The 24,740-nt window shown below is 73.1% G+C and carries 16 protein-coding genes and 1 pseudogene; 10 read left to right on the top strand and 7 right to left on the bottom strand.

The window, feature by feature from the left end:
- Positions 1 to 16 precede the first annotated feature (16 nt).
- The 3 genes and pseudogenes from ABZ861_RS05745 to ABZ861_RS05755 form a co-directional block, all read right to left on the bottom strand.
- The gene (locus ABZ861_RS05745; RefSeq protein WP_361624196.1) at positions 17 to 1,966 is read right to left on the bottom strand and encodes a substrate-binding domain-containing protein; all 1,950 of its coding nucleotides are present in this window, start codon (positions 1,964 to 1,966) and stop codon (positions 17 to 19) included.
- Positions 1,956 to 3,557, bottom strand: a complete 1,602-nt coding sequence (locus ABZ861_RS05750) for a sugar ABC transporter ATP-binding protein (RefSeq protein WP_361624199.1) — start codon at positions 3,555 to 3,557, stop codon at positions 1,956 to 1,958. Before ABZ861_RS05750 ends, ABZ861_RS05745 begins: the two co-directional genes overlap by 11 nt.
- Positions 3,558 to 3,865: 308 nt before the next feature.
- Positions 3,866 to 4,855, bottom strand: a pseudogene (locus ABZ861_RS05755) (LacI family DNA-binding transcriptional regulator); the annotation flags it as partial.
- A 217-nt stretch (positions 4,856 to 5,072) separates the two neighbouring features.
- On the opposite strand from ABZ861_RS05755, the gene ABZ861_RS05760 reads away from it, so the two are divergent.
- A complete protein-coding gene (locus ABZ861_RS05760) occupies positions 5,073 to 7,325 on the top strand; it encodes an ATP-dependent RecD-like DNA helicase (protein WP_361624202.1) in 2,253 nt (750 codons plus the stop codon).
- A gap of 342 nt (positions 7,326 to 7,667) precedes the next feature.
- Positions 7,668 to 8,957 carry a citrate synthase gene (locus tag ABZ861_RS05765; RefSeq protein ID WP_361624205.1) on the top strand — a complete coding sequence of 430 codons (1,290 nt, stop codon included), beginning with the start codon at positions 7,668 to 7,670 and terminating at the stop codon, positions 8,955 to 8,957.
- A 907-nt stretch (positions 8,958 to 9,864) separates the two neighbouring features.
- Here ABZ861_RS05765 and ABZ861_RS05770 read toward each other — a convergent pair.
- The 3 genes from ABZ861_RS05770 to ABZ861_RS05780 all read right to left on the bottom strand — a co-directional run bounded on the left by ABZ861_RS05770 (position 9,865) and on the right by ABZ861_RS05780 (position 12,970).
- Complete coding sequence (locus tag ABZ861_RS05770; protein WP_361624208.1) at positions 9,865 to 12,228, bottom strand: heavy metal translocating P-type ATPase; 2,364 nt, start codon at positions 12,226 to 12,228, stop codon at positions 9,865 to 9,867.
- Between the two features lie 98 nt (positions 12,229 to 12,326).
- Entirely contained in the window at positions 12,327 to 12,575 is a 249-nt protein-coding gene (locus tag ABZ861_RS05775; protein ID WP_361624211.1) for a heavy-metal-associated domain-containing protein, read from the bottom strand.
- Between the two features lie 194 nt (positions 12,576 to 12,769).
- The gene (locus ABZ861_RS05780; RefSeq protein WP_361624214.1) at positions 12,770 to 12,970 is read right to left on the bottom strand and encodes a MerR family transcriptional regulator; all 201 of its coding nucleotides are present in this window, start codon (positions 12,968 to 12,970) and stop codon (positions 12,770 to 12,772) included.
- Positions 12,971 to 13,456: 486 nt separating this feature from the next.
- On the opposite strand from ABZ861_RS05780, the gene iolC reads away from it, so the two are divergent.
- From iolC to ABZ861_RS05820, 8 genes are all read left to right on the top strand, one after another.
- Positions 13,457 to 14,407 (top strand): 5-dehydro-2-deoxygluconokinase, encoded by a 951-nt coding sequence (gene iolC, locus ABZ861_RS05785; protein WP_361624217.1) that lies wholly within the window; start codon positions 13,457 to 13,459, stop codon positions 14,405 to 14,407.
- A gap of 774 nt (positions 14,408 to 15,181) precedes the next feature.
- A complete protein-coding gene (mmsA, locus tag ABZ861_RS05790; protein ID WP_361624220.1) occupies positions 15,182 to 16,684 on the top strand; it encodes a CoA-acylating methylmalonate-semialdehyde dehydrogenase in 1,503 nt (500 codons plus the stop codon).
- A gap of 590 nt (positions 16,685 to 17,274) precedes the next feature.
- A complete protein-coding gene (locus ABZ861_RS05795; protein ID WP_361624223.1) occupies positions 17,275 to 19,929 on the top strand; it encodes an alpha/beta fold hydrolase in 2,655 nt (884 codons plus the stop codon).
- Positions 19,926 to 20,792, top strand: coding sequence for an ABC transporter permease (locus tag ABZ861_RS05800; RefSeq protein WP_361624226.1), 867 nt, complete (start codon positions 19,926 to 19,928; stop codon positions 20,790 to 20,792). The genes ABZ861_RS05795 and ABZ861_RS05800 overlap by 4 nt, the downstream gene beginning before the upstream one ends.
- Positions 20,793 to 21,603: 811 nt before the next feature.
- Positions 21,604 to 21,831: a chaplin gene (locus ABZ861_RS05805; protein ID WP_361624229.1), complete on the top strand. Its 228-nt coding sequence runs from the start codon at positions 21,604 to 21,606 to the stop codon at positions 21,829 to 21,831.
- Positions 21,832 to 21,967: 136 nt separating this feature from the next.
- The gene (locus tag ABZ861_RS05810; protein ID WP_361624232.1) at positions 21,968 to 22,822 is read left to right on the top strand and encodes a chaplin; all 855 of its coding nucleotides are present in this window, start codon (positions 21,968 to 21,970) and stop codon (positions 22,820 to 22,822) included.
- A gap of 377 nt (positions 22,823 to 23,199) precedes the next feature.
- Positions 23,200 to 23,439, top strand: coding sequence for a chaplin (locus tag ABZ861_RS05815; protein WP_361624234.1), 240 nt, complete (start codon positions 23,200 to 23,202; stop codon positions 23,437 to 23,439).
- A gap of 207 nt (positions 23,440 to 23,646) precedes the next feature.
- A complete protein-coding gene (locus tag ABZ861_RS05820; RefSeq protein ID WP_361624237.1) occupies positions 23,647 to 23,928 on the top strand; it encodes a hypothetical protein in 282 nt (93 codons plus the stop codon).
- A 380-nt stretch (positions 23,929 to 24,308) separates the two neighbouring features.
- On the opposite strand, the gene ABZ861_RS05825 is transcribed toward ABZ861_RS05820, so the two are convergent.
- Complete coding sequence (locus tag ABZ861_RS05825; protein WP_361624240.1) at positions 24,309 to 24,548, bottom strand: chaplin; 240 nt, start codon at positions 24,546 to 24,548, stop codon at positions 24,309 to 24,311.
- Positions 24,549 to 24,740 lie beyond the last annotated feature (192 nt).

Genomic DNA, 24,740 nt, shown 5'->3' on the forward strand with positions numbered 1-24,740 from the left:
GGGTCGCTCGCTCCGGTCAGCCGTGGAAGCCGGCCGCGTTCTGCCGCGTGACCACCTTCACCGGGACCTTCACCGTCGACTCCACCTTCTTGCCCTGGACCGCCTTGAGCGCGTTGTCCACGGCGATCCGGCCCAACTGGCTCGGCTGCTGCGCCACCGACGCGTACAGCGTGCCGTCCTGGACCGCCTTCAGGCCGTCCGGCGTGCCGTCGAAGCCGACCACCTGCACCGACCGGCCCGCCCTTGACCCCAGCGCCTTGGCCGCGCCGAGCGCCATCTCGTCGTTGGCGCCGAGGACGCCCTGGACGTCCGGATGCGCCTGGAGCAGGTTCGACATCACGTCCAGGCCCTTGGTGCGGTCGAAGTCGGCGGGCTGCTGGGCCACGACCTCGACGCCGGGGAACGCCTTCAGACCCTGGGCGAACCCCTGGGCCCGCTCCCGGGCGGCGGAGGTGCCCGGCTGGCCCTGGAGGATCACGATCTTCCCCCGGCCGCCCAGCTTCTGGGCCAGCGACTTCGCCGCCAGCTCGCCGCCGGTCACGTTGTCGGAGGCCACCAGGGCGTCCACGGACGCCTTGTTGACGCCGCGGTCCACCGCGATCACGGGGATGCCCGCCGTGTCGGCGGCCTTCACCGAGCTGCCCGCCGCGTCCGAGTCCACCGGGTTGACGATGATCGCGCCGAGGTGGGAACTGGTGAAGTTCTGGAGCTGGTTGGCCTGCTGGGAGGCGTCGTTCTGGGCGTCCGTGACGGTGAGGTCCACGCCCAGCCGCTTGGCCTCGGCCTGCGCGCCGGAGCGGATCTGCACGAAGAACGGGTTGTTCAGCGTCGACAGCGACAGGCCCATCCGCGGGTTCGCCGAGGACGAGGCGCCGCTGTGCAGGAAGGAGGTCGCGCCGACGATCGCGACCGTCACCACCGCGGCCAGCGCGTACGTCGCCGCCTGCCGCCCCTTGCCGCCGCCCGCGCCGGGCGCCGCCGGGGTCGCCCCGGCCTTGCGGCGGACGGTGTCCAGCAGCACCGCGAGCGCGATGACGACGCCGATGACGACCTGCTGCCAGAAGGCGGAGACGGACAGCAGGTTGAGGCCGTTGCGCAGCACCGCCAGGATCAGCGCGCCGATCAGCGTGCCGGACGCCTTGCCCGTGCCGCCCGCCAGCGAGGCGCCGCCGATGACGACCGCGGCGATGGCGTCCAGCTCGTAGCCGTCGGCGGCCTGCGGCTGCGCCGAGGACAGCCGGGCGGCCAGCACGACGCCCGCGGCCGCGGCGAACACGCCGGACAGGGCGTAGACGGCGAGCTTCTGCTTCTTCACCCGCAGCCCGGACAGCCGGGCGGCCTCCTCGTTGCCGCCGATCGCGTACATCGACCGGCCGATGTAGGTGCGGCCGAGCACGAACGCCGCTATCAGGCCCATCGCCGCCATCACCAGCACCGGCGCCGGCAGCCAGCCGCCGAGGGTGTCGCCGAGGTGCGAGACGGCGCCGGGCAGCGGGATGGGGGAGCCCTGGGAGATCACCAGGGACAGGCCGCGCGCCACCGAGAGCATGGCCAGCGTCGCGATGAACGGCGGCAATTTGCCGTAGGCGATCAGGAAGCCGTTGACCAGGCCGGCGGCGATGCCGGTGGCGACGGCGAGGATCACGGCGAGCGCGACCGGCACGCCGTGCGCGGTGGCGCTCCAGGCGAGCACGGTCGCCGACAGCGCGGCCACCGAGCCGACCGACAGGTCGATGCCCGCCGAGACGATCACGAAGGTGACGCCGAAGGCCAGGATCGCGGTCACGGCCGCCTGGACGCCGATGTTCAGCAGGTTCGCCGTCGTCAGGAAGTCCCCGGACAGCGCCGACAGGGCGACGACGAGGACGATCAGCGCGGTCAGCGCGCCGTTGTCGAGGAGCAGGCGGCGCAGGCCGCCCGGGGCGCCACTCGCGCCCGACGAGCTCTTGAGCGTGTCAGTGGCCACCGGGGGCCTCCTTCTCCGTGCTGGGGTCTGTGCGGGGGCCCGTGCCGGTCTCCGTGCCGGTCTTCGGGCCGGTCTTCGGGCCGGTCTCCGGGCCGGGGGCGCCGCCGGTGCTGACGGCGAGGGACATGACGGCGTCCTGGGTGACCTCGCCGGCCGCGAGTTCGCCCGCGATCCGGCCCTGCGCCATCACCAGCACCCGGTCGCTCATGCCGAGCACCTCGGGCAGGTCGCTGGAGATCATCACCACGGCGGCGCCCGCCGCGGTGAGTTCGTTGACGAGCTGGTAGATCTCGACCTTCGCGCCGACGTCGATGCCGCGCGTCGGCTCGTCGAGGATCAGCACCTTGGCGTCGGCCAGCAGCCACTTGCCGATGACGATCTTCTGCTGGTTGCCGCCGGACAGGGTGCGCACGTGCTGGCCGAGACCGGCCATCCGCACGCCGAGCCGCCCGGCGACGCGTGCGGCCGCGGTGCGCTGGGCCTTGCGGTCGACCAGCCCGGCGCGGGTCGCCGAGCGCAGGGTGACCAGGCCCAGGTTCTCCTCCACCGACGCGTCCAGGACCAACCCCTGGCCCTTGCGGTCCTCGGGCACCAGCCCGATCCCGGCCGCCATCGCGGCGCTCACGTCGTGCCGCCGCACCGGGGCGCCTTGGACGCGCACCGAGCCCCGGTCGTAGGGGTCGGCGCCGAACACCGCGCGCACCACCTCGGTGCGGCCCGCGCCGACCAGTCCGGCGATGCCGACCACCTCGCCGGCGTGCACCTCGAAGCCGACGTCGTGGAAGACGCCGTCACGGGTGAGCCCCTCCACGGTGAGCAGCGGCGCGCCCCGCTCGGGCCGTTCGCGCGGGTACTGCTGCTCGATGGAGCGGCCCACCATGAGCCGGACCAGCTCGTCCTGAGAGGCGGAGGCGGCCGCCTGGCCGACGCTCCGGCCGTCCCGGATGACGGTGACCCGGTCGCCGAGCGCGGCGATCTCCTCCAGGTGGTGGGTGATGAAGACGATCCCGACGCCGTCCTCGCGCAGCCTGCGCACGATGGCGAACAGCTTCTCCACCTCTTCGGAGGTGAGCACGGCGGTCGGCTCGTCCATGATGAGCACCCGCGCGTCCAGGCTGAGCGCCTTGGCGATCTCCACCATCTGGAGCCGGGCGATGCCCAGGTCGCGGACCCGGGCGCGGGGCGAGACGCGCACGCCGACCCGCTCCAGCAGGACGGCCGCGTCCGCCTCCATCCGCTTGCGGTCGATCATCCCGAAGCGCCGCGGCTGGCGGCCCAGGAAGATGTTCTCGGCGACCGTCAGATCGGGTACGAGGTTGAACTCCTGGTAGATGGTGGCGATCCCGAGGCGCTCGGAGTCCTGCGCCCCGTTGATGCGCACCTCCTCGCCGCCGGCCAGGATCCGCCCGGCGTCGGGGGTGTAGGCGCCGGAGAGCATCTTGATGAGGGTGCTCTTGCCGGCGCCGTTCTCGCCGAGCAGCACATGCACCTCGCCCCGGCGCAGGTCGAAGTCGACGCCGTCCAGCGCGACGACGCCCGGGAAGGTCTTGCGGATGCCCTCGATGCGCAGCAACTCGTCCGGGTCGCTCACGACGTGCTCCTCTGCACTGGGGAGGGGGACTGGGGGGTGGGGGATTCGGGGGTGGGGGATGGCGGGGTGGGTGATTGCGGCGTGGCGGATTGGCGGGCGGGGGACGGCGGAGACGCCCGGGATGCCGGGGAGGCTTGGGACTCCGGGGACTCCCGGGGCTGCCGGTATTCGGGGGACTTCCGGGAGCCCGGGGACTCGGGGGATTCCCGGAAGCCCCGGGACTCCGGGGACCCCAGGGAGTTCGAGGACTCCGGGGACTCCGGGGACCCCAGAAACTGCGAGGACTCCCGGGACTCCGGGGCAAAACCCTCCCCGCACGAGCGGCGCACGACGAGCCGGGCGGGCAGGGTGACGGACCGCGGGGTCCGCCCCTCGATGCGGTCGACCAGGGCCCGTACGGCGGCCCGGCCCAGCTCGCCCGTGGGCTGGGCGATGGCGGTGACCGGCGGGTCGGTGTGCACGAACCAGGGGATGTCGTCGAACGCGGCCAGCGCGATGTCGTCCGGCACCCGCAGTCCGCGCGCGCGGATCGCGTCCAGGGCGCCGAGCGCCATCAGGTTGTCCGCGGCGAAGACGGCCTCGGGCGGCTCGGGCAGGTCGAGGAAGCCCTCGGTGACCCGCCGTCCGCTCTCGGCCTGGAAGTCGCCCTGGCCGACGGCGGAGTCCGGAAGCGGGATGCCGTACTCCGCCAGGGCCTCGCGGAAGGCCGCGATGCGCTCGCTGCCGGTGGTGGTGGCCGCCGGTCCCGCGATGATCGCGAGCCGCCGGTGCCCGAGCCGGTGCAGATGCGCGACGAGGTCCCGGACGGCCGCGCGCCCGTCCGCCCGCACCACGGGCACGTCGACGCCCGGGATCCACCGGTCCACGAACACCATCGGGGTCCCCGCGCGCGCGGCCTCCGCCATCAGCGGGGAGCCGCCGTCGGCGGGGGAGACGAGGAGCCCGTCGATCCGCCGCTCCAGCAGGGTCCGCACGTGGTGGTCCTGGAGGTCGGGCCGCTCGTCGGCGTTGCCGATGATCACGCTGTAGCCGAGCGCGCGGGCCTCCTCCTCCACGGAGCGGGCCAGCTCGGTGAAGTACGGGTTCAGCACGTCGCTGACGACCAGTCCCAGGGTGCGCGTCTGGTCGGTGCGCAGGGACCGGGCCACGGCGTTCGGCCGGTACCCCAGCGCCCGTACGGCGTCGAGCACCCGGGCGCGCGCCCCGGCGCTGACCGCGGGGTGCTCGTTCAGCACCCGCGACACCGTCGCGACGGACACCCCCGCGGCGGCGGCGACGTCCTTAATGCTCGCCGTCACCGGCTCCACCTCCTCGTGGAAACGTTTACATCGACGTGCTGGAGTGATTGGAAACGATTACACGGCGGTTCATCAACCCCCGGACCCCTCGTCGCAACCGGATCGTGATGTTCCGCGCTCGTCTGAGCGTTCGGCGGGTGGGGTCTCGGCGCCCGTGCCGCCCCCGGACCTCCTGGGTCCCGCCCGCGCTGTCACCCCCCGCCGGTACCGTCGGATCATGGCTCAACAGGCGGGGAACCCCGCGGAGGAGCGGCGGCTCGCCGTGGTGGAAGGCGTGCTGGAGCGGATCACGTACGCCAACGACGACAACGGCTACACGGTGGCCCGGGTCGACACCGGGCGAGGGGGCGCGGACCTGCTGACGGTGGTCGGCGCGCTGCTCGGCGCGCAGGTCGGCGAGTCGCTGCGCATGGAGGGCCGTTGGGGCTCGCACCCGCAGTACGGCCGGCAGTTCCACGTCGAGAACTACACGACGCTGCTGCCCGCCACCGTCCAGGGCATCCGCCGCTACCTGGGCTCGGGGCTGGTCAAGGGCATCGGGCCGGTCTTCGCCGACCGCATCACCCAGCACTTCGGGCTGGACACCCTCAAGATCATCGAGGAGGCGCCGAAGCGGCTCGTCGAGGTGCCGGGGCTCGGGCCGAAGCGGACCCGGAAGATCGCCGACGCCTGGGAGGAGCAGAAGGCGATCAAGGAGGTGATGCTCTTCCTCCAGACCGTCGAGGTGTCCACCTCGATCGCCGTGCGGATCTACAAGAAGTACGGCGACGCGTCGATCTCCGTCGTCCGGAACCACCCCTACCGCCTGGCCTCCGACGTCTGGGGCATCGGCTTCCTGACCGCCGACAAGATCGCCCAGTCCGTCGGCATCCCGCACGACAGCCCCGAGCGCGTCAAGGCCGGCCTCCAGTACGCGCTGTCGCAGTCCGCCGACCAGGGCAACTGCTTCCTGCCCGAGGAGCGGCTGATCGCGGACGCGGTCAAGCTGCTCCAGGTCGACACCGGACTCGTCATCGAGTGCCTGGCCGTCCTCGCCGAGCCCGGAGAGGACGGCCAGGAGCCGGGCGTCGTGCGCGAGAGGGTGCCCGGCCCGGACGGGGAGGAGCCGGTCACCGCCGTCTACCTGGTTCCCTTCCACCGCGCCGAACTCTCGCTGTCCGCGCAACTGCTGCGCCTGCTGCGCACGGACGCCGACCGCATGCCCGCCTTCCGCGACGTGACCTGGGACAGGGCCCTGGGCTGGCTCCGGGAGCGCACGGGGACCGACCTCGCCCCCGAGCAGGAGGCGGCCGTCAAGCTGGCGCTGACCGAGAAGGTCGCGGTGCTCACCGGCGGCCCCGGCTGCGGCAAGTCCTTCACCGTGCGCTCGATCGTGGAGCTGGCCCGCGCCCGCAAGGCGAAGGTGGTGCTGGCCGCGCCCACCGGCCGGGCCGCCAAGCGGCTGTCCGAGCTGACCGGCGCCGAGGCGTCCACCGTGCACCGCCTGCTGGAGCTGAAGCCCGGCGGCGACGCGGCCTACGACCGGGACCGCCCGCTGGACGCCGACCTGGTGGTCGTCGACGAGGCGTCCATGCTGGACCTGCTGCTGGCCAACAAGCTGGTCAAGGCGGTACCTCCGGGCGCCCACCTGCTGTTCGTCGGTGACGTGGACCAACTGCCCAGCGTCGGGGCCGGCGAGGTGCTGCGCGATCTGCTGGCCGAGGGCGGCCCGCTCCCGGCGGTCCGGCTCACCCGGGTGTTCCGCCAGGCCCAGCAGTCGGGCGTGGTGACCAACGCGCACCGGATCAACTCCGGGCAGCACCCGGTCACCGACGGCATGAAGGACTTCTTCCTCTTCGTCGAGGACGACACCGAGGAGGCGGGCCGGCTCACCGTGGACGTGGCGGCCCGCCGCATCCCGGCCCGCTTCGGGCTCGACCCCCGCCGGGACGTGCAGGTGCTCGCGCCCATGCACCGCGGCCCGGCCGGCGCCGGCGTGCTCAACGGCCTGCTCCAGCAGGCCGTCACCCCTGGCCGCCCGGACCTGCCGGAGAAGCGGTTCGGCGGCCGGGTCTTCCGGGTCGGCGACAAGGTCACCCAGATCCGCAACAACTACGAGAAGGGGGAGAACGGCGTCTTCAACGGCACCGTGGGCGTGGTCACCGCGCTCGACCCGGTCGATCAGCGCCTCACCGTGCTGACCGACGAGGACGAGGAGGTGCCGTATGAATTCGACGAACTGGACGAACTGGCGCACGCGTACGCGGTGACCATCCACCGTTCACAGGGCAGTGAATATCCCGCCGTGGTGATCCCCGTCACCACCGGCGCGTGGATGATGCTCCAGCGGAACCTGCTCTACACGGCGGTGACCCGGGCGAAGAAGCTGGTCGTCCTGGTCGGCTCGCGCAGGGCTCTCGGACAGGCCGTGCGCACGGTCTCGGCGGGCCGGCGCCACACGGCCCTGGACTTCCGCCTCGGCGGCGGCTGAACACCGTCTGACCTCAGCCGACGCTCGGGCGGAACGGGCGCGTCGGCGCCCGCCGGTCCGCCGTCACCGCGCCGCCCCGGCCTGCGTCGTCACGCCCTCCCGCCCAGGGCCACAGCGCCCTCCCGCCCCGCGTCGCGAGAAATGATCGATCAAATGAGTCGCGAAGGTCACAGAGCACTTCCCGTCGCCGGGCCGAGGGGGCAGGATGAGCAGGTTGGCGGCACTGAGTGCCGCCGCTAGGCCCAATGGTCGACCCCGAGTGCACTCTCCTGAGCCAAATGGGGGATGGTAGAGACAGTCAGGGCACCTCGAAGATGAGGCACTACGTCGGTGAGGGAAGACGTGAGCGACAACTCTGTAGTACTGCGGTTCGACGGCGACGAGTACACCTATCCGGTGGTCGACAGCACGGTCGGCGACAAGGGCTTCGACATCGGGAAGCTCCGCGCCCAGACCGGGCTGGTGACCCTGGACAGCGGCTACGGCAACACGGCCGCCTACAAATCCGCCGTCACCTACCTCGACGGCGAGGCGGGCATCCTGCGGTACCGCGGCTACCCGATCGAGCAGCTCGCCGAGCGCTCCACTTTCCTGGAGGTGGCCTACCTGCTGATCAACGGTGAGCTGCCGACCGTCGACGAGCTGTCCTCGTTCAAGAACGAGATCACGCGGCACACCCTGCTGCACGAGGACGTCAAGAACTTCTACCGTGGCTTCCCGCGCGACGCCCACCCGATGGCCATGCTGTCCTCGGTCGTCTCGGCGCTGTCCACCTTCTACCAGGACAGCCACAACCCGTTCGACGACAAGCAGCGCAACCTCTCCACGGTCCGGCTGCTCGCCAAGCTCCCGACGATCGCGGCGTACGCCTACAAGAAGTCGATCGGCCACCCGTTCGTCTACCCGCGCAACGACCTCGGCTACGTCGAGAACTTCCTGCGCATGACGTTCTCGGTGCCCGCCGACGAGTACGAGCTGGACCCGGTCGTCGTCTCCGCGCTGGACAAGCTGCTGATCCTGCACGCCGACCACGAGCAGAACTGCTCCACCTCCACGGTCCGCCTGGTCGGCTCCTCGCAGGCCAACATGTTCGCGTCCATCTCGGCCGGCATCAACGCGCTGTGGGGTCCCCTGCACGGCGGCGCCAACCAGTCCGTGCTGGAGATGCTGGAGGGCATCCGCGACTCCGGCAACGACGTGGACACCTTCATCCGCAAGGTGAAGAACAGGGAGGACGGCGTCCGCCTGATGGGCTTCGGCCACCGGGTCTACAAGAACTTCGACCCGCGCGCCAAGATCATCAAGGCCGCCGCGCACGACGTGCTCTCCGCTCTGGGCAAGGACGACGAACTCCTCGACATCGCCCTGAAGCTGGAAGAGCACGCGCTGTCCGACGACTACTTCACCGAGCGCAAGCTCTACCCGAACGTCGACTTCTACACCGGTCTGATCTACCGGGCCATGGGCTTCCCGACCGAGATGTTCACGGTCCTGTTCGCCCTGGGCCGCCTGCCGGGCTGGATCGCCCAGTGGCAGGAGATGATCAAGGAGCCGGGTTCCCGCATCGGCCGTCCGCGCCAGATCTACACGGGCGTGGTCGAGCGCGACTTCGTCCCGGTCGAGGAGCGCTGAGGCGTCCAGGCCCCCGTCACGGCTCGTGTCCGCCCGCGCGGCGGACACGAGCCGCCGGAAGCCGCGCCGGACGCCGGTACGCGGAAGTCAGGGAGCGAGTTCGCAGAACGGACTCAGGTGACAGCCCGTAGAGCGGAGTACGGGGAGAGTCCGCGCGGCGGAGTCCGGTGAGCGTCCGGAGACCGGGCTCCCGGGCGAGTCCTCAGCGCGGGCGCAGTGAGCGGAAAAGCGGAAGGCGCCCTGGTGTGCCGGTCCCCCCACGGGCCGGCGGCCAGGGCGCCTTCCCATGTCCCGGTGCGGATTCCCCCCACGGGATCCGGCCGGGCGTCTATGAGAAACAGCGCCTGAACCGCTGTGAGCCGGGCGAGCGCCACGTGCCTCGCCCCGTCCCCCTCGCACGTCCGTGCGGCCCCCTGCATCGCCGCCGCGGTCGTGCGATCTGCCGGGACAACGCACGCGCGGGAGGGCCGCTCAAAGCTTCCCTGCGTACGTGCCCCGGCAACGCATCTCCGAGGAAGTCCCCCAAGACATCCTCAGATGTCAGTCCACGCCCCCCAAGACGCTTCCTGACATCGCCAACTTAGACCTTCGAGCCCCTTCGATGGTTAGGTTCCCATCAGTGTGATCTGCGTCTCTCGCAAATGTCCCGTTAAGTCCGAAAGAAGTCTCAAGCGACATCCGCGGACTCAGCGTAAGGAAGATGCGCGAGCCTTGTGAAGAGCTTATGTGAGCAGCGCGCCGGACTCTAGGGGGACTCTTACTTCGTCTCGTCTCCTTCGGTCTCAGTTCGGCTACCCCGGACCGGAGTTGGGCTGTTTCAAGCCGTGCGACGGCTACTTCGCGCCGTGCGGCGGCTGCTTCAGGCCGCGCTTCGGCCGCTTCAGGCCGCGCCGCGGCCGCTGCGGGCTCAGCGGAAGGTCCGCAGCCGGAGGCTGTTCGACACCACGAACACCGAGGAGAACGCCATCGCCGCGCCCGCGATCATCGGGTTCAGCAGCCCGGCGGCGGCCAACGGCAGCGCGGCCACGTTGTAGCCGAAGGCCCACACCAGATTGCCCTTGACGATGGCCAGCGTCCGCCGGGACAACCGGATGGCGTCCGCGGCCACCCGCAGGTCGCCGCGCACCAGCGTCAGATCCCCGGCCTCGATGGCCGCGTCCGTGCCGGTGCCCATCGCCAGTCCCAGGTCGGCGGCGGCGAGCGCGGCGGCGTCGTTCACGCCGTCTCCGACCATGGCCACGCGCCGCCCCTCGGCCTGGAGCCGCCGTACCGCCTCGACCTTGCCCTCGGGCAGCACCTCGGCGATCACGTCGTCGGCGCCGATCCCGACGGCCCGCGCCACCGACGCGGCCGCCGCGCGGTTGTCGCCGGTCAGCAGCACCGGCCGCAGCCCCAGCGCGCGCAGCCGCCGCACGGCCTCCGCGCTGGTCTCCTTGACCGCGTCCGCCACCGCCACGACGCCTCGGGCCGCGCCGTCCCAGCCGACCACGACGGCCGTCCGCCCGTCCTCCTCGGCCTTGCGCAGGGCCCGCTCGACCTCGCCGGGCAGCGTGTCGAACAGCCGCCCCACCGCCACCTCGCGACCCGCCACGCGCCCGCGCACGCCCCGCCCGGGGACGTTCACGAACTGCTCGACGGGCGGCAGCGCCCCGGTGCGCTCCTCGGCGCCGGCCGCGATGGCGCGGGCCACCGGATGCTCGGAGGCGTGCTCCAGAGCGCCGGCGAGCCGCAGCAGCTCGGTCTCGTCGGTCCCCTCGGCGGCGTACACCTCCTGGAGCGTCATCCGGCCGGTGGTCACGGTCCCGGTCTTGTCCAAGACGACCGTGTCGATCCGGCGGGTGGACTCCAGCACCTCGGGCCCCTTGATGAGGATGCCGAGCTGGGCGCCCCGGCCGGTGCCGACCATGAGCGCGGTCGGCGTCGCCAGGCCCAGCGCGCACGGGCACGCGATGATCAGCACCGCGACGGCGGCCGTGAACGCGGCGGTGACGTCTCCGGTCGCGAACAGCCAGCCGAGCAGGGTGCCGGCGGACAGGAGCAGCACGACGGGCACGAACACCGCGGAGATCCGGTCGGCCAGCCGCTGCACCCGCGCCTTGCCGTTCTGCGCGTCCTCGACCAGCCGCGCCATCCGGGCGAGCTGGGTCTCGGCGCCCACCCGCGCGGCCCGGACCACCAGCCGGCCGCCCGCGTTCACCGTGGCGCCGGTGACCGCGTCGCCGACGGTCACGTCCACCGGCGCGGACTCCCCGGTCAGCATCGAGGCGTCGACCGAGGAGGCGCCCTCCACGACCGTGCCGTCGGCGGCGATCTTCTCGCCCGGCCGGACCGTGAACAGATCGCCGACGGCCAGCTTCGCCACCGGGATCCGGACCTCCCGCCCGTCCCGCAGGACGCTCACGTCCTTGGCGCCCAGGTGCAGCAGCGCCCGCAGCGCCGCGCCCGCCCGCCGCTTGGAGCGGGCCTCCAGGTAGCGGCCGAGCAGGATGAACGCCACGACCCCGGAGGCCACCTCCAGGTAGATCGTGGAACCCGCGTCGGTCCGCGCGACGGTGAGCCGGAACGCGTCGTGCATGCCGGACATGCCCGCGCTGCCGAAGAACAGCGCCCACAGCGACCATCCGAACGCGGCCAGCGTGCCGACCGAGACCAGCGTGTCCATGGTGGCGGCGCCGTGCCGGGCGCCGGTGAGGGCGGCCCGGTGGAAGGGCAGCGCGCCCCAGAGCACGACCGGCGAGGCCAGCACCAGCGCGAGCCACTGCCAGCCCGCGAACTGGAGCGCCGGGACCATGGAGAGCAGGGCGACCGGGACGGCCGGCGCCGCACAGGCGATCACGCGTCGGCGCAGCGCGTCCGGCGCCAGACCGTCCGCCGCCGACGCGGCCAGGTCAGACGAGGCGGCGGGGGCGGACGGGTCGCCCGGACCGAACGCCTCCGGGTCGCCGGACGTGGTCTCAGGCTCGGGGACCGGCGCCTCGGCGGTGTAGCCGGTCTTCACCACGGTGGCGATCAGGTCGTCCACGGTCACCCCCGGGGGGTAGGCGACCCGGGCCTTCTCCGTCGCGTAGTTCACCGTCGCGGTGACGCCGTCCAGCCGGTTGAGCTTCTTCTCCACGCGGGCCGCGCAGGAGGCGCAGGTCATCCCGCCGATGAGCAGCTCGACGTCGTCTGTGCCGGTCGCGCCGGTCGCGCCGGTCGTATCGGTCGCGCCGGTCGGTCCGGTCGCGCCGGGGGCGGACGGGGTCGCCGGTGTGCTGGTGAGGCTGGTCATGGTCCGTGCTCCAGAGAAACGGACCGGGCCGTACGGAGCCGGTATCAGCCGGTCGGCACGGCCCGGTGTCGACATGCGCGGTCCGGTCGGTCCCGCCGTCAGGCGAGGCCGACCAGCTCGAAGCCCGCCTCGTCCACGGCGGCCCGCACCGCCGCCTCCTCCAGCGGGGCCGAGGAGACGACGGTGACCTCGCCGGTGGAGGCCACGGCCTGCACGGAGCTGACGCCGGGGAGCTCGGAGATCTCGGCGGAGACGGAGCCCTCGCAGTGGCCGCAGCTCATCCCGCTCACCGTGTAGACGGCGGTGACGGGGGTGACGGTCTCCGGGGTGCCGGTCTGGGCGGTCATGTCGCGCTCCTCGTCCGTGGCGTGCAGATGTGGGGGGGTGTGGGGTGGCTTAGGAAAGCCCACCTCATGTCAGATTATACCCCTAGGGGGTATGACGCAAAGAACTGAAGGGGTGGCGAGGCCAGCTTCTCCCGGGCGGGGGCGATCTCGCGCGCCGGAGCGGAAGGCGTCGCGCTCGCGTCGGCGGACGCCGCTCATTCGGCTCTGCGACCCCGGTTGCCGGGCCGCGCGGCGACCCAGGCGCGCACGGTGTCGGCGTACCAGTAGGGCCTGCCGCCCTCCACGTGGTCCGGCGGCGGGAGCAGGCCGTGCTTGCGGTAGGACCGCACGGTGTCCGGCTGCACCCGGATGTGTGCGGCGATCTCCTTGTACGACCAGAGCCTTCGGTCGGTCATGCGTGCACCTCCCTGCGCGCCGCGGCGGCGGCCGGCGGCCGTCGGGTGAGCCGGGCGCGGCGTCGGCGATCACCGAGCCTGTGTCCGGTGAACGACGGCGCCCGGCGGCGGCGAGCGCTTGTGGGCCGGGTGTGACGGAGAGCCGGTAGACCTGAGACAGCCGTGACACGGGGGTTGCTTTTGTGACGAAGTCGTGGCTTTTCGCGCGGGCGCCTCCGGGCTGTCTCTCGGGTGCCTCCGTGCTGCCGCGCGGGTGCCTGCGCGCCGCCGCGCCTGCCTCCTGACGTACCTCCTTATGTGGCCTTCCTCCGCCTTACGCGGCCTCCTTGCGGGGTCTCCTTCCGCGTCGCCGCGCGTTCCGTGCCTCACTCGTCCGCGGGTCCCCACGGGGCGCGGGCGGTTTCCCGGGTAAGGGCTAGAAGCAGGGAGGCCGGAGCGGCGGGCTGGTGGAAACGGGGCCGCGGGAATCGACGAGGGGGGAGACCGATGGCGTACGACCTGATCACCATGGGGCGGATCGGCGTGGACCTCTACCCGTTGCAGACGGGCGTGCCGCTGGCCCAGGTGACGTCCTTCGGCAAGTTCCTCGGCGGGTCGGCCGCGAACGTGGCGGTGGCCGCGGCCCGCCTGGGCCGCCGTACGGCGGTGATCACCCGGACCGGCGACGACCCCTTCGGCGCCTACCTGCACGAGGCGCTGCGCGGCTTCGGCGTCGACGACCGCTGGGTCACGCCGGCGCCCGGACTGCCCACGCCGGTCACCTTCTGCGAGGTGTTCCCGCCGGACGACTTCCCGCTTTACTTCTACCGGCAGCCCAAGGCGCCCGACCTGGAGCTGCACGCCCGCGACCTCGACCTGGAGGCCGTCCTCGGCGCCCGCGTCTTCTGGGTCACCGGCACCGGACTGAGCGAGGAGCCCAGCCGCACGGCCACCCTGGCCGCCGTCGCCCACCGCGCCCGGTCCGGCCCGACCGTCTTCGACCTCGACTGGCGCCCCATGTTCTGGGCCGACCCCGGAGCCGCCCGCGCCCACTACGCCGAGGCCCTGCGGCACACCACCGTCGCGGTCGGCAACCTCGACGAGGTGGAGGTCGCCACCGGCCTGCGCGACCCGCACGCCGCGGCCCGCGCCCTGCTGAAGGCCGGCGTGGAGCTGGCGGTGGTGAAGCAGGGGCCCGCGGGCGTCCTCGCGGTCGACGGCGCGGGCCGGTCGGCCGAGGCGCCGCCCCTCGCGGTGGAGGTCCTCAACGGCCTCGGCGCCGGCGACGCCTTCGGCGGCGCGCTGTGCCACGGGCTGCTGGCCGGGTGGGACCTGGACCGCGTCGTGCGCTTCGCCAACGCCGCGGGCGCCATCGTCGCCTCTCGTCTGGAGTGCTCCTCCGCAATGCCCGCCCCCGAGGAGGTGGAGGCCGCTCTGGAGGCGGGGGCGGTGCGCTGACGGGACCCGAAGCGGCCGTTCGCCCTCGCACGGAGGCGAAGGCCGCCGTCCCCGGCGAGCCGCCGCCCGCCCGCCGACGGGCGCCTCGCCTCGCCCGGGAAGCCCGGAAGGGGAAACCGGGCAGGCGGCCGCCGGGAAGCCGGGAGACCGGGAGACCGGGAAGCGGGGAGGCGGAGGAGCGGGGAGCCGGGGGAAACGAGGGGACCCGCGCGGCAGACGGACGAGAAACGCGGAAACGGCGCATCCCGAGGCCCCGTCGGGGGCACCACGTCAGATGTGCGCACCGGAGCGCCCCGCGCCGTCCGGCCGCCGAACCCCTCCGGCGCGGAGGGCCGCTTCGCCCTGGCAGGAGCGAAGCGCGAGCGTCGACTCCCCGCTCGCCGCGGCCCCGCGCCGGAGGTTTCCTCCCGCTCGCTACGGCCTCGCGCCCGGGGGACCTCCTTCGGCCCCGCACCCACCACGACTGCATCGAGCGCTACGGCCCCGCGCCTGGGGGCCTCCCCACTCGCCGCGGCCCGCGCCCGACGTCCTCGCCGTGCGCCCGCGCCGCCGGGCGGGGCCGGACACTCCCACATGTGTCTACGCGAGGGCCGCAACCGCAGACACTCTGTCGGGCGCGTCCGGAGCGCGGTCCTGGTGGGATGTATCCGAGACCGAGACCGAGACCGAGACCGAGCCGGACCGCCGACGGCCACGGCACGAGCGAAACGCACGGCACGAGTGCCACGCACGGCACTGGACCCGACGCCGCCATCTGTGAAGGAGTGACCCGGCATGACGAAGATCGTCAACCACTGGATCGGCGGGAAGACCGTCGAAGGCGCCTCGGGGACGTACGGGCCGGTCACGGACCCGGCGACCGGGGCCGTCACCGCCAAGGTGGCGTTCGCCTCCGTCGACGAGGTGGACGCCGCGGTCGCCGCCGCCAAGGAGGCGTACCAGACCTGGGGTCAGTCCTCGCTGGCCCAGCGCACCGCGATCCTGTTCTCGTTCCGCGCGCTGCTGGACGCGCACCGCGACGAGATCGCCGCGCTGATCACCGCCGAGCACGGCAAGGTGCACTCCGACGCGCTCGGCGAGGTCGCCCGCGGCCTGGAGATCGTCGACCTGGCGTGCGGCATCAGCGTCCAGCTCAAGGGCGAGCTGTCCACGCAGGTGGCCAGCCGGGTCGACGTGGCCTCGATCCGCCAGCCGCTGGGCGTGGTGGCCGGCATCACGCCGTTCAACTTCCCGGCGATGGTCCCGATGTGGATGTTCCCGCTCGCCATCGCCTGCGGCAACGCCTTCGTGCTCAAGCCGAGCGAGAAGGACCCCTCCGTGTCGGTCCGGATCGCCGAGCTGCTGGCCGAGGCCGGGCTGCCCGACGGCGTCTTCAACGTCGTGCACGGCGACAAGGCGGCCGTGGACCGTCTCCTGGAGCACCCGGACGTCAAGGCGGTGTCCTTCGTCGGCTCCACCCCGATCGCCCGGTACATCCACACCACGGCCGCCGCGCACGGCAAGCGGGTGCAGGCGCTGGGCGGCGCCAAGAACCACATGCTGGTGCTGCCGGACGCCGACCTGGACGCCGCGGCCGACGCCGCCGTCTCCGCCGCCTACGGCTCGGCGGGCGAGCGCTGCATGGCCGTCTCGGCCGTCGTCGCGGTCGGCGCGATCGGCGACGAACTGGTGGAGCGGATCCGCGAGCGCGCCGAGAAGATCAAGATCGGTCCGGGGAACGACCCGGCCTCCGAGATGGGCCCGCTCATCACCAAGGCGCACCGCGACAAGGTGGCCTCCTATGTGCGGGGAGCGGCGGCCGAGGGCGCCGAGGTCGTCCTGGACGGCACCGGCTACACCGTCGAGGGCCACGAGGACGGGCACTGGATCGGCCTGTCGCTGCTCGACCGGGTGCCGACCGGCGCCTCGGCGTACCGGGACGAGATCTTCGGCCCGGTGCTGTGCGTGCTGCGCGTGGACAGCTACGAGGAGGGCGTGGCCCTGATCAACGCCTCGCCGTTCGGCAACGGCACGGCGGTCTTCACCCGGGACGGCGGCGCCGCCCGCCGCTTCCAGCTCGAGGTCGAGGCGGGCATGGTGGGCGTGAACGTGCCGATCCCGGTGCCGGTGGGCTACCACTCCTTCGGCGGCTGGAAGGACTCCCTCTTCGGCGACCACCACGTCTACGGCAACGACGGGACGCACTTCTACACCCGCGGCAAGGTCGTCACCACCCGCTGGCCCGACCCGTCCGAGGCCCCGGCCGGCGTCGACCTCGGGTTCCCGCGCAACCACTGAAGGCGACCTCCAGCCCCTCGCGGCCGTCCGGCATCCGGACGGCCGCGATTTCTTTCTGGACCGGCGGCATCCTGGCGGTCGCGATCCTCTACTGGGCCCTGTGCCTGCGCCCGCACCGCGACACCCGCTGACTGGTGTCGATCCCCGAGGACTCCGGGGCCTGACGGCCGGCCCGGCGCCGCGGGAAGGCGCGCCCCGGGCCCGCCACCGCGGCTGCCCGACCGACCGCTCCCGCCGCGACCGCTCCTGCCGCGACCGCTCCGGCCCGACCGACCGCTCCCGCCGCGACCGCTCCTGCCGCGACCGCTCCGGCCCGACCGACCGCTCCCGCCGCGACTGCTCCTGCCGTGACCGCTCCGGCCCGACCGACAGCTCCCGCCGCGACCGCTCCTGCTGCGGCAGCTCCCCACCGCGACCGCTCCTGCTGCGGCAGCTCCCCACCGCGACCGCTCCTGCTGTGGCAGCTCCCCACCGCCACCGCTCCTACCGCAGCCGCGGTACGCGGCGCCGGACCCGTACTCCCCGGGGATGCCGGGCGGATCGACCCCCGGTCTGCCGCGTATGTCAGTGCCGGACCGTACCGTGGACGCATGGATCTTCGACTGCCCCGACCGCGCGCGCTGCTGCGGGGACCCCGGCGGCTGCTGGCCGCCGGGGCCGCCGTCCTCGTGCTCGCCGGCGCCGGCACGTGGACGGCGGTCGCCTCCGACGACCCGCCCGCCGTGCACCGCGCCGACCGGGTCATCAGCACAGGCGCCGGGGTGCGCCTGGACACCTCCTACTTCACCGCGGCGGGCTCCGGCCGGCACCCCGCCGTGCTGCTCGGGCACGGCTTCGGCGGCAGCAAGGACGACGTCCGCGGGCAGGCCGAGGACCTCGCCCGGGACGGCTACGCGGTGCTGACCTGGTCGGCCCGCGGCTTCGGCCGGTCCACCGGGAAGATCGGGCTGAACGACCCGAAGGGCGAGGTCGCCGACGTCTCCAAGCTGATCGACTGGCTGGCCCGGCGGCCGGAGGTCCGGCTGGACGGCCCCGGCGACCCGCGCGTGGGCGTGGCCGGCGCCTCCTACGGCGGCGCGCTCGCCCTGCTCGCCGCCGGGTACGACCACCGGGTGGACGCCATCGCCCCGGCGATCGCCTACTGGAACCTCGCCGACGCCCTGTTCCCGAACGGCGTCTTCAAGAAGCTCTGGGCGGGCGTCTTCCTCGACACCGGCGGCGGCTGCGCCCGGTTCCAGCCCGAGCTGTGCCGGATGTACGAGCGGGTCGCCCAGTCCGGCAAGCCCGACGCGGACGCCCGACAGCTCCTCCAGGAGCGTTCCCCGTCCGCCGTCGGCAGCCGCATCAAGGCGCCCGCGCTGCTCGTACAGGGCCAGACCGACTCGCTCTTCCCGCTCGGCCAGGCCGACGCCGCCGCGCGGGCCCTCCGGGCGAACGGGGCGCCCGTCGACGTCGACTGGATCGCGGGCGGCCACGACGGCGGCGACCTGGAGAGCGCCCGCGTCCAGGCCCGCGTCCGCGCCTGGTTCGACCGCTACCTCAAGGGCGACCGCGGCGCCGACACCGGCCCGGCCTTCCGGGTCACCCGCACCGGCGGCGTCGACGCCACCGACGGCGCCGCCGTGCTGCGCGGCGCGAGCGCCGGCGCCTACCCGGGACTGAGCGGCGGCCTGCGGACCGTGCCGCTGCGCGGCCCCGAGCAGCGGGTGCAGAACCCCGCCGGGGCCAGCCCGCCCGCCGTCTCCTCGCTGCCCGGCCTCGGCGGCGCAGGCGGGGGACTGTCCCAACTGTCCGCGCTCGGCGTCGGCGTGTCCCTGGACTTTCCCGGGCAGTACGCCCGCTTCGACTCCGCGCCGGTCCGCGGCGACCTGCGGATCACCGGCTCGCCGACCGCGACCGTGCACGTCACGTCCACCGCCGACGACGCGGTGCTCTTCGCCAAGCTGTACGACGTCGGCCCCGGCTCGGCGCGGCCGGTGCTGCCCGCCCAGCTCGTCGACCCGGTGCGCGTCGAGGGCGCCCGCGCGGGCAAGGACGTCGCGCTCACCCTCCCGGCCGTGGACCACGAGGTGCAGAAGGGCCACCGGCTGCGCCTGGTCCTCGCCTCCACCGACCTCGGCTACGCCTCCCCGACCGCCCCGGCCGCCTACACCGTCTCCCTGAAGGGCTCTCTGCGGGCGCCCACCGCGCCCGGGGTGACCACCGCCCCGGCGCCCCTGCCCGCCTGGGTGTGGTGGCTGCCGGCAGGCGCCGCGGCGCTCGCGCTCGCGCTGCTGCTGACCGCCCGCCGCCGCACGGCCGCGCCCGCCCCCGACCCCGCCCTGGCGGGCGTCCCGCTGGAGATCGCCGGCCTGAGCAAGCGGTACGCCAAGTCCGCCGACCGGTACGCGGTGCGCGAGGTGTCCTTCCGGGTGGAGCAGGGCCAGGTGCTCGGCCTGCTCGGCCCCAACGGCGCCGGCAAGACCACCACCCTGCGCATGCTGATGGGCCTGATCCGGCCGGACGAGGGCGAGATCCGCGTCTTCGGCCACGCCGTCCGGCCCGGCGCGTCCGTGCTGTCCCGGGTCGGCGCCTTCGTCGAGGGCGCCGGGTTCCTGCCGCACCTGTCCGGCCGGGAGAACCTGGAGCTGTACTGGCGGGCCACCGGCCGCCCGCCCGGGGACGCCCGCATGGAGGAGGCCCTGGAGATCGCCGGGCTCGGCGACGCGCTGTCCCGCGCGGTGCGCACCTACTCCCAGGGCATGCGCCAGCGCCTGGCCATCGCCCAGGCCATGCTGGGCCTGCCCGACCTGCTGATCCTCGACGAGCCCACCAACGGCCTGGACCCGCCGCAGATCCGCGAGATGCGCGAGGTGATGATCCGGTACGCGGCCGGCGGCCGCACCGTGATCGTCTCCAGCCATCTGCTCGCCGAGGTGGAGCAGTCCTGCACGCACCTCGTCGTCATGGACCGCGGCCGGCTGGTCCAGGCGGGCCCGGTCGGCGAGATCGTCGGCTCCGGGGACACCCTGCTGGTCGGCACCGCCGCGCCGGTGGACGACCCGGTGGCGGAGAAGGTCGCCGCCCTGGCGGACGTCGCCTCGGCGGTCCGCACCGACGACGGCCTCCTCGTCCGGCTGGCGCCCGGCGGAACCGCCCAGCGCCTGGTCGTGGAGCTGGTCCGGCTGGAGGTGCCGGTCGCCTCCGTCGGCCCGCACCGCCGCCTGGAGGACGCCTTCCTCACCCTGATCGGAGGTGCTCCGTGAGCACGAGCACACCCGCCGTCCCCGAGACGGCAACCGGCTACCGCGCGGGCCGCACCCTGCCGCTGCGGGTCGAGCTGGCGCGGCAGCTCAAGCGGCGCCGCACGCTGGTCATGGGCGCGATCCTGGCGGCGCTGCCGTTCGTGCTGGCGGTCGCCTTCGCGATCGGCGGCGACCCAGGCGGACGCAACGGCCGGGTGACGCTGATGGACACGGCCACCGCCTCCGGCGCCAACTTCGCCGCGGTGAACCTGTTCGTCTCGGCGGGCTTCCTGCTGGTGGTCCCGGTGGCGCTGTTCTGCGGGGACACCGTGGCCTCGGAGGCGAGCTGGTCCTCCCTGCGCTACCTGCTGGCCGCACCCGTGCCCCGGGCCCGGCTGCTGTGGTCCAAGCTCGTCGTGGGGCTCGGGCTGAGCCTGGCCGCGATGGTGCTGCTGCCCGTCGTGGCGCTCGCGGTCGGCACGGCCGCCTACGGCTGGGGCCCGCTCCAGGTCCCCACCGGCGGCGCGATCGAACCGGCCGTCGCCGCCCAGCGCCTGGCCGTGGTCGTCGCCTACGTCTTCGTGTCCCAACTGGTCACCGCGGGCCTGGCGTTCTGGCTGTCCACCAAGACGGACGCGCCGCTCGGCGCGGTCGGCGGCGCGGTCGGGCTGACCATCGTCGGCAATGTCCTCGACGCCGTCACCGCGCTCGGTCACTGGCGCGACTTCCTGCCCGCGCACTGGCAGTTCGCCTGGGCCGACGCGGTCCAGCCGCATCCGCAGTGGGCGGGCATGATCCAGGGCACGGCGGTCTCCGTCAGCTACGCCGTCGTCCTCTTCGCCCTGGCCTTCCGCGGCTTCTCCCGCAAGGACGTCGTCTCCTAGCCAGTGCGGTGACCGGAGAGGTTCGCCCGCGCGCGGACCTCTCCTCGGCGTCGAGCCTGTCCGCGAGCGCGTCGTCGAGGTTCGCCCGCGCGCGGACCTCTCCGGCCACCGCACTGGGCGGCCGCGCCCGAGCGCGCCCCCGGCGCGCGGACGAGGCGCGCGGCACGGCGGATCGTTCATCACGACGCGCGGCTTGTCGGACGAATCCTCTTGATCGCCGAGCCGGTTCTTATATGAGAAATCCCCGTCACCGGAGGGCCCTGGGCCACTGCGCCGCCGCGCCCGGGTTTCTTTTCTTCACCCCCACGGCGGAGCCCGCCGAAGTGTTTGTGTGCTTTTTCGGATTCGCGAGATGCGGTGGTCCGGGAATGCCGTGCGGGCCAACCGGGTGAATCCCCGCAACCAAACATCTCCTGCCGTGTTGATGATGCCGTAGGACTCGCGTCGCCACGAGGAAAGGAACGCGCAGTGCTCGGACACCTTCTCGCAGGGCAGGCGGGACGCCGCGCCGTCGCATGTCCTGGAGGGCCTGTCGGTCCTCTCGGCCAACGGCGGGGGCTGAGCCGGACCGGCTCGCCCCGGCCGCCCAGGGCGTGGGCCGCGAGCGACCCGGCCATTTCTCTCGAATTCCCACCCGAGGATTCGAGGGCGAGACGCGTGATGTCCTGGGCATTCGAGTGAATTACCGAGTGAATCGCGTTCCGTGGTTTTCCATTGCGTCTATACCCTCATTCAGTGCGGCGACCGCCCAGGTCGTGCTCACTCGGTTTCTGACCGTCATGGGGAAATGACCCCAAAGAAGGGATCTTTCATGAAGAAGAGCCTCGCTGTCGTGACCGGCGCCATCATGGCCCTGGGCATGGCCGCCCCCGCCTTCGCCGACGCCGGGGCCGACGGCACCGCCACCGGTTCCCCGGGCGTGCTGTCGGGCAACGTCGTCCAGGTTCCCGTGCACATCCCGGTCAACGCGTGCGGCAACACCGTCAACGTCATCGCCCTGCTGAACCCCGCGTTCGGCAACACCTGCGTCAACGGCTGACCTTCCGGGCGCATCAGCCGGCTCGGCTGTGGCAGGGCCGATCTTGGACGTCGTACCTCACGACCCAGGGTCGGCCCTCCCACATCTCACGAACGTCAAGCGGCTTCAAGCGGCTTCGAGCAGGAAGACAACTAGATTGCGACAGACCTTCAGCAGGGGAGTGTTCGCGGCGTTCGCCGCGACGAGCGTGCTTTCCCTGTACGGCAGCGCCGCCTTCGCCGACTCACAGGCGGACGGCGTCAGCAGCGGCTCACCCGGCGTCCTGTCCGGCAACGTCGTTCAGGTGCCCCTCGACGTGCCGGTGAACGCCTGCGGCAACACCGTCAACGTGGTGGCCGTGCTCAACCCGGCGTTCGGCAACACCTGCGTCAACGGCTCGGGAGCGGCGACGCCCGCGCCTCCCGTCACACCGGCTCCCCCCGCCACGCCGACGCCGACGCCGGCGAACCTGCCTGGTCCCCCGACCCCGGTGCCGGTCCCGACCGTGTCGTTCCCGCCGGTGTCGATCCCGCCGGTCCCGCCCGTGTCGATTCCGCCGATCCCGCCGGTCCCCCCGGTGTCGGTCCCACCGGTCCCGCCGGTCTCGATCCCCCCGGTCTCGATTCCGCCGGTGTCGATCCCGCCCTTGCCCACACTGCCCGGCACACCGAAGCCGACGCCGACCCCGACGTCCACGCCGTCCGCCCCGACGAAGCCGGGGGCTACCCCCGCGCCGACGCCGTCCGGTTCCAAGGCGCCCGCCGACGTGCCCGGGGGCGTCCCGTCTGGGACGCCGTCCGGCAGCCCTTCTGGGGCGCCTGGCAGGACCCCTGCCGACCTGCCCGGACAGGTCGGGGCGCCGGCCGCACCGGGCGGCCAGTCCATGCAGATGGCCCAGACCGGCGCCGGGAACACCGAGGCCCTGATCGGCGCCTCGGCGGCCAGCGCCGTGCTGATGGCCGGTGGCACGGTCCTCTACCGCCGCGGCCGGTCCTCCGCCGCCCACCGGTAGGCGAGCCTCGGCAGCCCTGAGAGAGCCCTTGGAAAGCCCTGAGAGGCTTCCGCGCGCTCTGAGCCGCCGCGCCCGACCCCGTACGGGGCTGGACGCGGCGGCTCGCCGTCGTCAGGGGGCTGCGGCCTCACGCGCGGGGCCCGCGCCGACTCCCTTGCGCCGAGCGCGATCTGAGGAGCCTTCACTTAAGGGGGCACGCACCGCGCTCTAGTCGCCGACCGCGCTATATCAGATGAAGGCGGACTAGCGTGTCCCGGCGTCAAGCCGCGCGCATGCGGGATCACCCCTTCGGCGGCACAACCTGGGCCCCGGTCACGCGTTGACAGTGTGCTGGGTGTTCGCCCGGTTGTTTGTGTCAACTCAAGGAGCACTTCTCCATGTCGCGTATCGCCAAGGGCCTGGTCCTTACCTCCGCCGCCGTCGCGGCTGTCGCCGGCGGTGCCGGCATCGCCGCCGCCGACAGTGGTGCGAGCGGCGTCGCCGCCGGCTCCCCGGGTGTCCTCTCGGGCAACGTCGTCCAGGTTCCCGTGCACGTCCCGGTCAACGTCTGCGGCAACACCGTCGACGTCATCGGTGCGCTGAACCCGACGTTCGGCAACACCTGCGCCAACGGCTGACGTTCGCGTCAATCTTTAGTCGGCCGCCTGCCCGGATTCCCCTCCGGGCAGGCGGCCGACGGTCGTTTCCCGCAACGAAAGTACTCATATGAGGACTCGGCGATCTCCCGCACCGGGGTTTCCAGGCCGCCTGGGACTCGTTAGGCACGGCGATCCACCCCGCCCGCGGCGGCGCTCGTCGTCGCGGCGCCGACCGAAAGGCACATCATGAAGTCCCTCAAGGCCGTCGTCGTTCTCGCCGGGTCCCTGGTCGCCGCCGGCGCCGCAGCGCCCGCGTTCGCCGTGGACCACGCCGCCGACCTGACGCCCACCAGCCTCAACGGCGCCGTGCACACCGTCGCCAAGGGCCCCGTCGACGTCATGCCCATCAGGCACCAGTCGGACGCGCTCGACACCGAGAACAAGGGCTCGCTGCTCCACACGGTCAACGGCGCCACCGACAAGCTGAACTCCGCACCGCTGCTCGGCGGCCTGCCGCTCCAGGGCTGAGACCGCCCGTGCGGGCCGGGACGGCGGGCGCCGCCGTCCGTCCGCTCGCCCTGCTCCAGCGGCCTGCCGTACAAAGTCCTTGAAACGGCGCCCCGCGAAACGGCGCCCCGCGACGGAAACGGTGCCCTGCGGCCCGTAGCCCCGACCCACAGTCCCCGACCCACAGTCCCCGACCCACAGTCCGCGACCCGCAGTCTCGGCCCGCCGCACCATAGGCGAGCCTCCCGCCCCGGAACCGTACGTTCCCGTCGGACACTGAGATCGCCGGAAACGGGAAACGGGAAAAACGGAAGAGCCCCGGCGCTCGAGGTGCCGGGGCTCTGTCCTTACGCGCGGACGTTCGGCGTCAGGCGTCAGGCGCCTGAGCCGAGTGCGCCCTCTTAGACGTTGGCGCAGGCGTTGCCGAACGTCGGGTTCAGCGCGCCGATCACGTTGACGCTGTCCCCGCACAGGTTGACCGGCACGTGGATCGGAACCTGGACGGTGTTGCCGGACAGGACGCCGGGGGAATCGGCGGTGCCACCCTGGGCGCCGGCGTCCGCCAGGGCGAGACCAGCCCCGCTGAGCACCACGGCGCCCGTGCCGAGGGCGACGGCGGCTGCCTTCGCGATGCGCGACATCACGTTCTCCTCACTGATTCGGTGAGTGCGGCGGCAGGACGCGCCGCCGCACTCACCGTTCAACGCGGAACGACCGCTGTGGTCACGGCGTATTCCCGTACATCACCCGATGTGCACGGAACCGGCAGGAAACAGGGCGGGAGAGCGAGGCCGGACGGGTGAGCCGGGGAGCAGGAGCGAGGGCGTTCCGAG

Origin of the sequence: Streptomyces sp. NPDC046985 (assembly GCF_040644415.1) — a bacterium.
GTDB lineage: Bacteria > Actinomycetota > Actinomycetes > Streptomycetales > Streptomycetaceae > Streptomyces.